The sequence below is a fragment of the Meiothermus sp. Pnk-1 genome (genome assembly GCF_003226535.1).
Classification (GTDB): Bacteria; Deinococcota; Deinococci; order Deinococcales; family Thermaceae; genus Allomeiothermus.
Genome location: NZ_QKOB01000008.1, coordinates 97,792 through 110,845 on the forward strand (window position 1 = coordinate 97,792; position 13,054 = coordinate 110,845).

General features: G+C 64.8%; 13 protein-coding genes. 4 read left to right on the forward strand and 9 right to left on the reverse strand.

Translation table 11 applies throughout. The features are described from left to right. Positions 1-46: 46 nt before the first annotated feature. The 3 genes from DNA98_RS12255 to DNA98_RS12265 all read right to left on the reverse strand — a co-directional run bounded on the left by DNA98_RS12255 (position 47) and on the right by DNA98_RS12265 (position 3,416). Entirely contained in the window at positions 47-889 is an 843-nt protein-coding gene (locus tag DNA98_RS12255; RefSeq protein ID WP_110531106.1) for an ABC transporter permease, read from the reverse strand. Beyond that, a complete protein-coding gene (locus DNA98_RS12260; protein ID WP_110531108.1) occupies positions 886-1,836 on the reverse strand; it encodes an ABC transporter permease in 951 nt (316 codons plus the stop codon). Before DNA98_RS12260 ends, DNA98_RS12255 begins: the two co-directional genes overlap by 4 nt. Positions 1,837-1,907: 71 nt before the next feature. Continuing rightward, positions 1,908-3,416 carry an ABC transporter substrate-binding protein gene (locus DNA98_RS12265; RefSeq protein ID WP_110531110.1) on the reverse strand — a complete coding sequence of 503 codons (1,509 nt, stop codon included), beginning with the start codon at positions 3,414-3,416 and terminating at the stop codon, positions 1,908-1,910. 157 nt (positions 3,417-3,573) lie between these two features. Between DNA98_RS12265 and DNA98_RS12270 the strand changes: the two genes are divergently transcribed. Genes DNA98_RS12270 through DNA98_RS12280 form a run of 3 tightly spaced genes read left to right on the forward strand, consistent with a single transcriptional unit; the run spans position 3,574 to position 6,021 of the window. Next, positions 3,574-4,299, forward strand: a complete 726-nt coding sequence (locus tag DNA98_RS12270; RefSeq protein WP_110531112.1) for a GntR family transcriptional regulator — start codon at positions 3,574-3,576, stop codon at positions 4,297-4,299. 2 nt (positions 4,300-4,301) lie between these two features. Then, on the forward strand, positions 4,302-5,381 hold the full coding sequence (locus tag DNA98_RS12275) for an anhydro-N-acetylmuramic acid kinase (RefSeq protein ID WP_110531114.1): 1,080 nt from the start codon (positions 4,302-4,304) through the stop codon (positions 5,379-5,381). 43 nt (positions 5,382-5,424) lie between these two features. Then, a complete protein-coding gene (locus tag DNA98_RS12280) occupies positions 5,425-6,021 on the forward strand; it encodes a TetR/AcrR family transcriptional regulator (RefSeq protein ID WP_110531116.1) in 597 nt (198 codons plus the stop codon). Here DNA98_RS12280 and DNA98_RS12285 read toward each other — a convergent pair. The 5 genes from DNA98_RS12285 to DNA98_RS12305 are packed head-to-tail and all read right to left on the reverse strand — an operon-like array spanning position 6,018 to position 10,500. Then, positions 6,018-6,920 carry a branched-chain amino acid ABC transporter permease gene (locus DNA98_RS12285; RefSeq protein ID WP_110531118.1) on the reverse strand — a complete coding sequence of 301 codons (903 nt, stop codon included), beginning with the start codon at positions 6,918-6,920 and terminating at the stop codon, positions 6,018-6,020. The genes DNA98_RS12280 and DNA98_RS12285 overlap by 4 nt on opposite strands. Further along, the gene (locus DNA98_RS12290) at positions 6,920-7,795 is read right to left on the reverse strand and encodes a branched-chain amino acid ABC transporter permease (protein WP_110531120.1); all 876 of its coding nucleotides are present in this window, start codon (positions 7,793-7,795) and stop codon (positions 6,920-6,922) included. The genes DNA98_RS12285 and DNA98_RS12290 overlap by 1 nt, the downstream gene beginning before the upstream one ends. Before the next feature lie 30 nt (positions 7,796-7,825). After that, positions 7,826-9,058 (reverse strand): ABC transporter substrate-binding protein, encoded by a 1,233-nt coding sequence (locus DNA98_RS12295; RefSeq protein WP_110531122.1) that lies wholly within the window; start codon positions 9,056-9,058, stop codon positions 7,826-7,828. A gap of 10 nt (positions 9,059-9,068) precedes the next feature. Continuing rightward, positions 9,069-9,761: an ABC transporter ATP-binding protein gene (locus DNA98_RS12300; protein WP_110531124.1), complete on the reverse strand. Its 693-nt coding sequence runs from the start codon at positions 9,759-9,761 to the stop codon at positions 9,069-9,071. Next, the gene (locus DNA98_RS12305) at positions 9,754-10,500 is read right to left on the reverse strand and encodes an ABC transporter ATP-binding protein (protein ID WP_110531126.1); all 747 of its coding nucleotides are present in this window, start codon (positions 10,498-10,500) and stop codon (positions 9,754-9,756) included. Before DNA98_RS12305 ends, DNA98_RS12300 begins: the two co-directional genes overlap by 8 nt. A gap of 189 nt (positions 10,501-10,689) precedes the next feature. Here DNA98_RS12305 and DNA98_RS12310 point away from each other — a divergent pair, with 189 nt between their 5' ends. After that, positions 10,690-11,670 (forward strand): CdaR family transcriptional regulator, encoded by a 981-nt coding sequence (locus DNA98_RS12310; RefSeq protein ID WP_129865631.1) that lies wholly within the window; start codon positions 10,690-10,692, stop codon positions 11,668-11,670. Between the two features lie 46 nt (positions 11,671-11,716). On the opposite strand, the gene DNA98_RS12315 is transcribed toward DNA98_RS12310, so the two are convergent. Further along, positions 11,717-12,766 carry a DUF4388 domain-containing protein gene (locus DNA98_RS12315; protein ID WP_110531130.1) on the reverse strand — a complete coding sequence of 350 codons (1,050 nt, stop codon included), beginning with the start codon at positions 12,764-12,766 and terminating at the stop codon, positions 11,717-11,719. Positions 12,767-13,054 lie beyond the last annotated feature (288 nt).

Consider the following 13,054-nt stretch of genomic DNA (forward strand, 5'->3'; position numbering starts at 1 on the left):
GACGTGAGTAAAGCCCAATGTCCCAAAGATCAACATTACCAGAGCATTAGTGCCCCTTCAGACGGGGGTCGAGTGCGTCGCGCAGCACGTCGCCCAACAGGTTGAAGCCCAGCGAGGCCAGCAGGATGGCCAGGCCGGAGAAGACCGAAGTCCAAGGTGAGATCGTGAGGTAAGCCCGCCCCTCCGAGAGCATAAGGCCCAGCGAGGGGGCGGGGGGCTGGGTGCCCAGGCCCAAAAAGGAGAGCGAAGCCTCCACCAGGATGGCCGTCGAGAGCGAGAGCGTCGATTGCACCAGGATCACCGAGGCCAGGTTGGGCAGGAGGTGGCGACCGATCACCCGTACTGCCGAAGCGCCCAGGGCCTGGGCCGCCTGGACAAACTCACTCTCGCGCAGCACCAAGGCCGGCCCCCGCACCAGCCGCGCGAAGATCGGGGTGTAGACGATGCCGATGGCCAGGGCAGTGTTCGACTGGCTGGGCCCTAGCATGGCGATGATGCCGATGGCCAGCAGGATGATGGGGAAGGCCAGGAACACGTCCATCAGCCGCATGACCAGCCGGTCGTAGAGGCCGCCGTAGTAGGCCGCCGAGACACCCAGAAAGCCGCCCACCATCAGCGCCAGGATGACCGAAAGCCCCGCCACGAAGAGCGAGGCCCGAATGCCAAAGAGGATCCTCGAGAGCACGTCGCGCCCGAACTGATCGGTGCCCAGCCAGTGCTGGGCGCTGGGCCCGGCGAGGCGGGCCAGGATGTCCTGGCGCAGGGGGTCGTAGGGCGCGATCAGGGGGGCCAGCAAGCCGCTGAGCACGATCAGCAGGGTCAAACCCAGGCCCAGCGCCCCCAGCGGGTTCTTCAGGAGGCCTCGAGCAAAGCTCCAGGTGCCGCTCATGCGTACTCCACGCGGGGGTCGAGGTAGGCGTAGGCCAGGTCCACCAGCAGGTTGATGAACACGAAGCCCGCCGTGACCAGCAAAATGGTGCCCTGTACCAGCGGGTAGTTGCGCTCGTTGATGGCCCCCACGATCAGGCGGCCCATGCCCGGCAGGGCGAAGACCTGCTCGACCACGATGGCCCCGCCGAAGAGGTAGCCGGCCTGGATACCCACCACCGTGACCAGCGGGATGAGCGCGTTGCGCAGGGCGTGCTTGTACATGACGATCCGCTCGGAGAGCCCTTTGGCCCGGGCGGTGCGGATGTAGTCCTGGCTCAAAATGTCCAGCAGGGTCGAGCGCAACAGCCGCGAGAGCCCCGCCAAAAGCGGCAGGGAGAGGGCCAGCACGGGAAAGAGCAGCCGGGCAAAGTGCCCTGCGGGGTCTTCGGCCAGCGGCACGTAGCCGATGGCGGGAAAGCCGGGCCACAGCTTATAGGAGAGGTAGATGAACAGCGTCCCCAGCCAGAACGACGGCACCGTCACACCCGCGATGGCCACTAACCGCACCACGTACTCCCCCGTGGAGTTGCGCCAGTAAGCGCTCAGAATCCCGATGGGGATGGAGAGGAGCACACCCAAGACCAGGGAGAGAAGGGTGATTTCGAGCGTCAGCGGCAGTCGGGCCAGGATTTCCTCTCGGATGGGCGCCCCCGTCCACACGCTCTGCCCCAGGTCGCCCCGCAGCACCCCGGTGAGCCAGTCCCAGTACTGCACCAGCAGGGGCTTATTCAAGCCCAGCTTCTCGCGCAGGGCCTCGAGGCGGTCCGGGGTGATCTCGGTGTTGGCCCCCAGCATGATCTGCACCGCGTCGCCGGGGATGAGCCGGATCATCAAGAACACCAGCAGCGAGACCCCAAACAGCACCAGCACGAGGTCGAGGAGGCGGCGAAGGGTATAAGCGAGCATGAGCGTCAGGCGTCGTATGGCCAGGGGCGTACGGCGTAAGACGTACGACGTAGGACAACCTTATTCACCATTCACCGGGCCAGCCAGGTGTCGCGCAAGTACAGGAGCGAGCGGGTGGGGACCGGCTTGAAGCCCTGCACGTTCTCCCGCGCCGCCGAGAAGAGGGTGCCGTAGACCAGGTGGGCGATGGGCCCCTGGCAGGCCAGCTTCACCTGCAGCTCGGCGTAGATCTTGCGGCGGACATCCGCCGAGGTAGCGGTGCGGCCTTGGTTGAGCAATTGGTCAACGCGGGCATCGGAGTACTTGAAGACGTTGGTCGAGCCGCCGGTGGAGAAGGTGCGGTAGAGGTAGCCGTCGGGGTCGGCGCTGCCGCCATTGAGGGAGGCGAAGGCGTCGAAGTTGGAGTTGCGCCACTCCTGCACAAACTTGCCGAGCTCGAGGATCTCGATCTTGGCGCGGAAGCCAGCGGCGGCGAGCTGGGCCTGCAAGACCTGGGCGGCGTCCACCACGGTCTTGACCGAGCCCAGGGTCAGGATGGTGAAGTCCACCCCGCCGGGGTAACCGGCCTGGCGCAGCAGCTCCCGGGCTTTGGCCGGGTTGGTGTTGTAGCAGGGGAAAGCCGAGGTGGGCGAAGCCCAGCCCTTGAGGGCCGGCGAGAGCGGCCCGCCGGGGACCCCGTTGCCAAAGTACACCGCCTGCACCAGCGCCTTGCGGTCGATGGCGTAATTGAGGGCCTCGCGTACTTTAGGGTTGTCGAAGGGTTTGCGGGTGACGTTCATCCCCAAGAGGCTGTAGGCCAGGTCCTGGGTCTGGTAGAGCTTGACCCCGGGGGCGTTCCTGAGGGTCACGGCCAGCGAGGGATCGATGTTGGGGAGGAAGTGGTAGGTGCCGCTGGAGATCCCCACCTGGCGGGTGGCCGCGTCGGGGACGATGTTAAACTTGAGGGCATCCAGATAGGGCCGGCCCTGGCGGTAATACCTGGGATTGCGCTCGAGCAGGATGTAGGTGTCGGGCACCCACTCCTTGAACTGGAAGGGCCCGGTGCCCACCGCCCGGCGCTGCAGGTCACCCCCCGAGGCAACGTACTCCGCGGGCACGATGGAAAGCCCGGCCAGCTCGCTGAGGAAGGGGGAGAAAGGCTGGGAGAGTTCGAAGACCACTTCCAGCGGGCCCGTGGCCCGGACCTCCTTGACCAGGTTGAAGCGGCTGGCGACGGGCGAGCCGGTCTTGGGGTCGCGCACGCGGTTGAAGCTCGCCACCACGTCCTTGGCGGAGAAAGCCTGGCCGTTGTGAAAGGTCACCCCGGAGCGCAGCTTGAAGGTGTAGGTCAGCCCGTCGGGGCTCACCTTCCAGGACTCGGCCAAGGCCGGGCGCACCCGCAGACCCTCGTCTACCTCGGTGAGCCCCTCGTAGATGTTGCCGATCACCACGAAGGTGGCGAAGGCCGTGGCCACGTGGGGGTCGAGGCCCGCCGGGGAAGAATCCACCGCGATCTGCAAAGTGCCCCCTCGCACCGGGGTCTGCGCCCAGGCCAGAGATCCGATCAGCGCCGCTAACAAGAGCCATCCCATTCGCCGCATAAGGCCTCCTCTTTACCCATGTACCCCCCGATCTTAACGGCTTGGGGTTTGGTATTCAAGTGGTATTATCCTGGGGGGAGGGTGACCCTAGAACCTAGGGGTCACCACCGCATAAGGTAGGGCAGATTGGTAGTTGGGTGGTATATTCAGACTGAGCATGAAACTGCAACTGGACAGCTCCTCGCACACGCCCCTCTACCTTCAGCTCGAGGCCGCCTTGAGGGCGGTATTGGCGGCGGGCGAATGGCGGCCTGGAGAGGCCTTGCCGCCCGAGCGCGAGCTGGCTGAGCAGCTGGGGGTCTCGCGGATCACCCTGCGCAAAGCCCTCGAGCGCTTGGAAGACGAAGGGTTGCTGCTGCGCCGTCAGGGGAGTGGAACCTATGTGGCCCCGCGGGTGGAGCAGCCGCTTTCGGTGCTTACCGGCTTCAGCCAGGACATGCGCGCCCGGGGGCTCGAGGCCAGCAGCCGCTGGGTGCAGCGGGGGATCTTTCAGGCTACCCCTGAGGAGGCCTTGGCCCTGGGCCTCTCTCCGGGCAGCCAGGTGGCCCGGCTCGAGCGGGTGCGCCTGGCCCAGGGCGAGCCCATGGCGTTGGAGCTGGCGGTGCTTCCTGCCAAGTACCTGCCCGATCCGAAGGCCGTGGCGGAGTCGCTCTACGCCCACCTCGAGGCCCGTTCTTTGCGCCCGGTGCGGGCTTTGCAGCGCTTGCGGGCGGTGGCCGCCGGAGAGCGCGAGGCCGAACTGCTAGGGGTGGCTCCCGGGGCCCCGGTGCTCTACATCGAGCGGCTGGGTTACCTCTCTGACGGCAGCGTGCTCGAGTTCACCCGTAGCCATTACCGCGGCGACCGCTACGACTTCGTGGCCGAGCTGCGCAGCGGAGGTTGAGGGTGCGCGTTTTGGGAATCATGTCAGGTACCTCGGCGGACGGGGCGGATCTGGTGCTGGCTGAGCTCGAGGGGCAACCGCCCAAGCTCGTTTGGAGGGTGCTTGAGCACCGCCCGGTTCCCTTCCCGGGGGAGCTTCGGGAGCGGGTGCTGCTGGCCTTACGCGGGGATATGCACACCCGGGGCCTGGCCCTGCTCCACCACGAGCTGGGCCGCTTCTATGCGGAGGCGGCCGAGCCGCTAGCGGGTCGGGTGGAACTCGCCGCGTTGCACGGGCAGACCATCTGGCATGAACCCCCCCAGGCCACCTTCCAGATTGGGGAGGCTGCCTACCTGGCCGAAGCCCTGGGTTGCCCGGTGGTGGCGGACTTCCGCCCGGCGGACTTGGCTTTGGGGGGTGAGGCGGCTCCCTTGGTCGCCTATCCGGATCTGCTTTTATACGGGGAAGAGGGGGTGCGGCGCGCGATTCACAACATCGGCGGGATCTCCAACCTCACGTATTTGCCGGGGCTTGAGAGAGAAGGCGTTTTGGCCTTTGACACCGGCCCGGGCAACTGTCTCCTCGACGAAGCCGCCGCCCGGCTTGGCCTGACCCACGACCCAGGCGGAAGCCTCGCGCGCAGGGGGCAGGTGGACGTGGAAAAAGCCACCGCCTGGCTCTCCCACCCCTACTTTGCCCGCACCCCCCCCAAGTCCACCGGGCGTGAGCTGTGGCGGCTGGAGGGGCTCGAGACCGAGGGCCTGCGCCCCTATGACCTCCTGGCCACCCTCACTTACTTCACCGCCCGCAGCATCGTCCAGGCTTACCACGACTTCGTGCTGCCACGAGGATTGGATGAGGTCTGGGTAGCCGGCGGCGGGGCCTACAACCAAGCCCTGATGGAGCAGGTGCGTGCCGGGCTACCGGTTCCGGTCTACACCTTTGAAGAGCGGGGCTACGATAGCCGCTTGCGGGAAGCGCTGGCCTTCGCAGTGTTAGGGTATTTGCGGTTTCACGGCCTGCCCAACGTTCTCCCGGCGGTCACCGGGGCGGCCCGGGCGGCGGTGGCAGGCAAGCTTTGCCTGCCCGCGGGGGCCGGATAAAAGGTGATTGCCATTCCCAAGCGGACTCCGGTACAATCAGCCCATGCCTGGCCTGCGTGAACGGCAAAAGCAACGCCGGAGGGAGCGCATTTACCGGACTGCGGTGCAACTTTTTCGCGAGCGGGGTTTTCATCAGACCACCGCCACCGATATCGCCAAGGCTGCGCATGTCTCCAGGGGGACTTTTTTCAACTACTACCCCTACAAGGAGGCCGTGCTGCTCGACTATGGCGCGGAGTTGCTGGGTCAGCTCTCCGAGCAGGCCAGGGCCGAACTCGAGGAAGGCAGCCCGCCGCTGGAAGTGCTCCGGAGGATGTGGGAGCGGCTTTCTGAGGTATCCGAGCGCGAGCGCGAACTGCTCTCACCGCTGGCCTACGAACTGCTCAACCCCGATCCCGAGCGGGCCCGCTCGGCCTTTGAAGCCCTACCCTTAGGAGACTTCGTGGCGGAGGTGCTACGCCCCTTGCGCGAGGCGGGCGAGCTCCGCAAAGACCTCTCCCTCGAGCGCATCGCCCGCTCGCTGGCCGATACTTACCTGCTCTCGGCGCTGCGTTGGGCCGCCTACACCCCCGAGCGTCGCCTCAAGGACGAGATGCTCAAGTTCCTCGATCTGGTGTTGGAGGGGGCGTTGGCCCGCTAGGCCCGCCTGCGCCGCCATTGCCTCAGGCTGCCCCAGATGCCCTGGCGGAACCCCAAAACCGCCAGCGTGAAGATTACGCCGGTGACCACGCCCCAGGCGTCAGTCCAGGTCGAGAGCCAGTCCCGCAGCAACAACACCACCGCCGCGCCCAAGAGCCCGCCCCACAGGGTGCCGATGCCTCCCAGGATGGTCATCATCACCACCAGGCCGGAAGTGGACCAATGGACCACCTCGAGGGCGACAAAGCCATGGTTGAGGGCATACAGACCTCCCGCCAACGCCGACAAGCCTGCGGAGAGCAAGAAGGCCAGGAGCTTGAAACGGGCGGTGGGGTAGCCCAGCGCTTGGGCCCGAGCCTCCTCCTCGCGCACGGCGATGAGTACGTGGCCAAAGGGAGAGCGCACGGTTCGCCAGGCTAAGAAGAACCCCAAGGCCACCAAGGGCAGCGCAGCGTAATAGAACGCCAAGGGGCTCGAGAGGTCCAGCCCCCAAAGGGTGCGAGGAACCCCCTGTACCCCGTTTTCGCCGCCGGTGAGGCCCCTGAGCTCGTTGGCCAGGTAATAGACCATCTGGGCAAAGGCCAGGGTAACCATGGCGAAGTAGATTCCCTGACGACGGATGGAAAGGAAGCCGATGGCCGTGGCGAGCAGGGCGGTGACCCCTACCCCCCCCAGCACCGCCAGCGGGAAAGGCAGACCGGCCTTGGCCAGAAGGGCGCTTGTATAGGCCGAGGTTCCCCAGAAAGCCGCATGCCCAAAGGAAAGCAGCCCCACATAGCCCAAAAGCAGATCCAAAGCCGCGGCAAAAAGGCCCCACAGCAAGAGGTCCAGGGCCAGCACCGGGTAGACCAGGTGGGGCAGGGCCAGGAGCAGCCCGCCAAAGAGAAGCCACAGGGGCATCAGCTGGCCTCCGGATTGCCGAAAAGCCCTGCTGGCCGCAGCAGCAGGACCAAAGCCATGAGGATGAAGACCAAAGTATTGGCCAGCGCGGGGTAAAACAGCGCCCCGAGCGCGGTGACCACCCCTACCAGAAAGCCCGCCACCACCGAGCCCAAAATGGAACCCAGCCCGCCGATGACCACTACCGCGAAGACGGTGATGATGAGGTCGGCCCCCATCAAGGGGGAGACGTTGCGCATGGGGGCGGCCAGGACCCCGGCCAAAGCGGCCAGAGCGGCCCCGAAACCAAACACCGGGGTGACCCATCGGTCCACGTTGATGCCCAGCGCGCGGGTCAGGTCGGGCCGCTCGGTGGCGGCGCGCACCACCATGCCCAGGCGGGTACGCTCGAGGGCATACCAGACCAACAGGCACACCAATAGGGAAAATCCGATGACAAACAAGCGGTAAGTGGGGTAGACCACCACCCCCAGGTCCACAGCGCCCCGCAGCCACCCCGGCGTGCCGTAGGGCTGCCCCTGGATGCCAAAGAATAGCCGCATGCCGTCCTGCAAAAAGAGGGTCAGCCCGAAGGTGAGGAGCAGGTTATACAGAGGGTCCAAGGCGTAAAGGTGGCGCAGGAGGAGGCGCTCCAGGAGCATACCCAATAGGCCCACCAAGAGGGGGGCCAGAAGCAGGGCTAGGCCGAAGCCTATCCCTGCCTCTTGCAGGAGGATATAGGCCCCGAAGGCCCCTAACATGTACAAGGCCCCGTGCATGAAGTTGACCACCCGGAGCATCCCAAAGATGACCGCCAGCCCTAAGGACAACAGGGCATAAAAGGCCCCGTTGACCAGACCGTTGAAGACGTGCAGGAAGAGGACCGAGGGCTCCATCAGCGCTCCGAAAGATCCTTGCCGTAGGGGCTACCAGTCATGCTTGCAAGGGGAGTCGGTAAGGGGGCGGAAGGCCTTGATTGCGGGAATCGTGGAGAGGATCTCCGAGTAGTCCCAAGGTTCCTTGACCTGAGAAGCTGGTTTCACCCGGGCCAGGTAAGCATCGTGGAGCACCCGGTGGTCCTCCGGGCGGATGTAGGCGTTGCGGGCGAAGAAGTCGGAGAAGCGGTACCCCTCGAGGGCCTTCGCCACCGCGTCGGCATCATCGGTGCCGGCGCGGCGTACGGCCTCGAGGTATTGCCAGGCCGCCGAGTAGTTGCCCGCATGAGCAAAAGTAGGCCGGGTCTTGGTGCGCTGGAAGAAGCGGTCAGCCCAGGCGCGGGATTTGGCGTCCAGGTTCCAGTACCAAGCGGTGGTGTAGACCACTCCGGCGTAGGCATCCGGCCCCAGGGCGTGGATATCGGTATCGAAGAGCAGCCCGATGGCCAGCTGAATGCCCTGCTTTTTGAGGCCGAACTCGTTGTACTGCTTAACCAGGTTGACCAAGTCCTGCCCCGCCTGCATAGCCCCTAGCACCTGAGGTTTGCTCGAGGCTGCCTTGAGCAAAAAGCTGGAGAAGTCGTCGTTGGGGAAGGGGGTGGGGTCGCTTTGCAGCACCTTGCCGCCGTTGCGCTCGATGGCCCGGCGGAAGGATTTCTCCATGTCCTGCCCGAAGGCATAGTTGGGGTAGACGATATACCAGCTCTTGCCCCCGCTGTTGGTCACCGCAACCCCGGTGCCGTTGGCCAGCATGTAGGTGTCGTAGGCATAGTGGAAGGTGTACTTGTTGCACTGTGCGCCGGTGAGCTCGGTGGTGGCCGCGGTGATATTGATGTACAGCCGTTTTTTCTGCTTGGCGACCCCGGCTACGGCCAGCGCTGCGGAAGAGGTGGGCACGTCCAAGATTACGTCGGCCCCCTGGCGGTCATAGAATTCCTGGGCCTTGGCGTTGGCCAGATCCGGCTTGTTCTGGTGGTCGGCGCTTACTACCTCGATGGGTCCCCCCAAGGCGTTCTTGCCGTACTTGGCCTCGAAATCCTCCACGGCCATTTTTACTGCTTCGACCGAGTTTTTGCCGGATAGATCGGCGTAGACGCCGGACTGGTCGTTGAGCACGGCCAGCACGATCTTGTTGTCGCTGAGCTTGGCACGCTGTTGGGAAAAGGAGGCCCCCAGGGCCAGAATCCCTACCAAAGCCATGATCGCATAACCCACTCGCCTCATCGTCTACCTCCTAGATACCCAAGTGCTGCAAGAGTTCTCGCTCTTTGAGCGCTATTTGGCTATTGTCCAAAACCTCCACTACCTGTCCTTGGGCGAGCAGGTAGTGCCGGTCAGCCACCTGAGAGGCAAAGCGCAGGTTCTGCTCTACCAGCAGGATGGAGATCCCGTGGGCTTTTACTTCGCCCAATACCGCTCCGATCTGCTGAACCAAGAGCGGGGCTAACCCCTCGGTGGGCTCGTCTAGGAGCAGGATAGAAGCCCCCATACGCAGCACCCGGGCGATGGCCAGCATCTGCTGTTCGCCGCCGGAGAGTTTGCTGCCGGGGTGGCGGCGGCGCTCTTTGAGCCGGGGGAAGAGGCGGTAGATGCGCTCGAGGCTCCAGGGCTCGGGGCCTACCACCGGGGGCAGGATCAGGTTCTCTTCCACCGAGAGGCTGGCGTAGATACCCCGATCCTCGGGCACCCAGCCCAGCCCCAACCTGGCCCGAAGGTGCGGGGGAAGAGGGGAGAGGTCGCGCCCGTCCAGCTGTATTTGTCCTTGCACGCTGCGGTGCAGGCCGATGATGCTCTTGAGGGTAGTGGTCTTTCCCGCACCGTTGCGCCCGACCAGGGTCACCGCTTCGCCCTCGTTGACCTCGAGGTCTACCCCAAAGAGCACCTGAGCCTCGCCGTACCAGGCTTTGAGCCCTTGAACCCTAAGCATGGGCTGCCCCCAGGTACGCCTCGATCACCCGCGGGTCTTGGCGCAGCTCGGCATAGCTCCCTTCCGCCAGCACGCTCCCGTACTGCAAAACCGTCACCTGTTCGGCCAGTTCGGCCACCACCCCCATGTTGTGCTCTACCAGCACGATGGTGCGCCCCTGGCGCAGGCGTTGGATAAGCTCTACCGTACGCGCCACATCCTCTAGGCCCATCCCCGCGGTAGGCTCGTCTAACAGGAGCAGCCGGGGCTCCAAGGCCAGGGCCAAGGCCAGTTCCAGGGCCCGTTTTTGCCCATAGGGCAGAGTACCCGCGGGTTGGTGGGCTTGGCTTTCCAAGCCGACGAGGGTGAGGATCTCCAGGGCTTTGGGTGTGAAACGTCCCAGCACCCCTTCGCTCATCCAAAAGCGATACGGGTAGGGCGTAGACCGTTGTAGGGCTAGAACTACGTGCTCCAGGGCGGTGAGGTGGGCGAAGAGCCGAGCGATCTGAAACGAGCGGGCTACCCCTCGCCGGGCGATCTCGAAGGGGGCTAGCCCGGTGACCTCCTCCCCAAAGAGGAAGACCCGTCCCGCCGAGGGTTTGAGGAAGCCCGTGAGCAGATTAAACAGGGTGGTCTTGCCTGCCCCGTTCGGGCCCACCAGGGCGTGGATCGCACCTTGGTTTACCCGAAGGTTTACCTCGTTCACTGCGCGAAAACCGCGGAAATCCTTGGTCAGTCCCTGCGTTTCGAGAGCCACCATGTTTCTACCCTTTGGCAAGAGGCCCTGCCGACGACGTTGTGGGTTACCTCCAACTATGGGCGATCGGAGGGAAAAACGCAATGTGGACATCTCCAAAAAGGATGGGTCGGGCTTTGTGGTAGACTCTAAGCTCAAGCTTGGAGAGCTATGCTTCCCGGTCCTCGAGTCCTCAAGAGCTGGGCTCAGCGTATGGCCCACCGGTACGCCCAGGAGATTCCCGATTACTCCCGCCTCGATGACCTTTTGCTCTTTAAGGATGTGGCCGTGGTCTCCTTCGAGTGCCTACGAGGGCTGAAGCACTACGCCCAAGGGGAGGGGCTTCCCAAAGGGGAGCTCGAGGGCCTGGTGGCGGCGGCGAGCCAGCGTCGCAGAGAACAGCGGATAAGCCTGGGTGCCCTGCTACGGGCTTACCGGTTGTGGGGCAAACAGACCCTTACAGTGCTATCCCAGGAGGCTCCTGCCGCCTTGCCTACGCTGGCTTTGGGGGTGGCCGAGCTGGTGGACCTTGCGAGTGAGGTTTCCAGCCAAGCCTACTCCCAACCGTCGTGTGAGCCGTTGCTGCAGGGGCAGGTGGTGGGCGTGGCTATTCCCCGTGAGTACCCGGCGGCCGGGGCGGTCTTGCCCAGATATCTTGCCGCGCTGGGGCAGAGTTCCCATTGGCGGCAGGACCACCAGGGTTTCTACCTGTACTGGCCGGGTGCCTTGGAGGATGTGTTGCCTCAGGCCCAGCGGTTGGGCCAGGAGGCGCAGGCGGTAGTGCTCCTTCAGCAGGGCAAGGGAGAGCGGCTTGGCTCTTTGCACGAGGATCTGGAAGAAGCTATCCGGTTGGCGAAGCTGAGCAGGCTGCGTCCTGGAGCTTACGAAACGCGGGTGTTGTGGCCGCTGGCGCTGGTCTTGGATTCCCCCAGAAGTCAGGAGCGCTTGCTTGGGCTGCTGGCCCCGCTCGAGGGCCATCCCGAACTGGTGGCGACGGTACAGGAATACCTCGAGGCCCGGCTCTCTCCCAAGCGGGTAGCCCATCGCCTAGGGATACATATCAACACGATCTTTTACCGCCTGCGCCGGGTGGAAGAACTCACCGGCTGCGATCTGGGGCGGCTGGAAGATCTCGCCCTGTTGCAGCTCGCGTTTCGTTTGGAGGAAGCCATGCGCCGCTCTTCCTCGGGATAGCTCATCCCATCGCGAGCGCACCGTGAGGGGTCGAGGGAAGCGAGCATCAGATCGGGCGCTTGATCACTGAGATCGCCTCGAGCAGGTCCTCCTCGCGAAAGGGCTTGGGGATGTGCCCGAGCCGGGCCGAGCGCACCCACAGGCCCCGGGGGGGTTCTTCTGCAACCACCCATACCGGGGGGAAGCGCCCGTCCGGGTGGTTACGGATCTGCCGCACCCGGTCCATCAGGTCTTGGCCCTGCAGGATGATGCCCTGGGGTTTGTGCTTGGTCAGCATGCGCTTGGCCGATTCGAGGTCGTGCGGCATCAACACCCGGTAGCGCGAGCGCTCGAGGGTGACCAGCAAAAGCCGTCGGATGAGCGAGGACTCCGCCAGCACCAGCACCAGGGGGTCGCTGGGGCGAATGGGGGTTTCCTCGAGCAACTTCCGGCTCTTGAGTTCAAAAAGCAGGTGATAGACCTGCTCTTCGGGGAGGTCGGACTCCAGCGCGATAGACTTAGCCCGCTTGAGGCCATCTACCAGCTCGAGCACGCTCCAAGCTTCGGGGGAGAGAGGATGGCGGGTGGGGTCGCTGGCGATCCGCAGCACCGCCTCGGGTTCTACTCGGCCCCGCCGCCACTCGTCCAGGCGACGGGCCGCTTCGAAGAGCATGGCGCTGGTCTCTAGGGTTTGCGGCAGGGCGATCTGTGAGGTTTCTCCGGCTGGAATGGGCTCGCCCAGCAGGGTACCCTCTTTCTGGTTCATCAGGGTGGCCAAAGCCTCTATGACCTGCACCTGGAGGGCATCGGCGAGGTCCTCCTCGGAGATGAGCCCCGCCCGCAAGGCGAGCTGGCCCAACGGAGTGCCGGGATTCTCCCGCTCCTGCTCGAGCACCAGCCGCTGGGTGTCCTCGAGGGTAAGGTACAACAGCCGCACCAGGTACTCCCCCAGGTGCGGCCCTGGCTCGGTGCGGGCGTAGACCAAGCGGCCTTCCAGCAGGTGGATACGCCCGTAGAGGTGGGGGGCTTCAACTGTCACCACGGCGCTTTTGCGGGCGGTCTCCAACGCCCGCAGCACATCTTCCAGCTCTACCTCGCCAATCCGCGCGCGAATCATAGGATCGGTCGCCCGCGACCCACTGTACAAGCCACCGACCTTCCGGCTTCCTCCTTACGTCACAAGTCCGGGGCGTTGTAGGTCAAACGTCACACGTCGTACGTCAAATGTCCTACGTCGTACGAGGGGAATCTACCTCTGGGTGCACGGAGCTTGCTCCGTCCCGATAGGGAATCTACCCCTAGGTGTACGGCGGCACGCTGTCCCGATAGGGAATCTACCTCCGGGTGTACGGGCACCGCCCGTCCCGAGACGCCACCCCACGGCTTACGCCGAAACAAGCGTCTC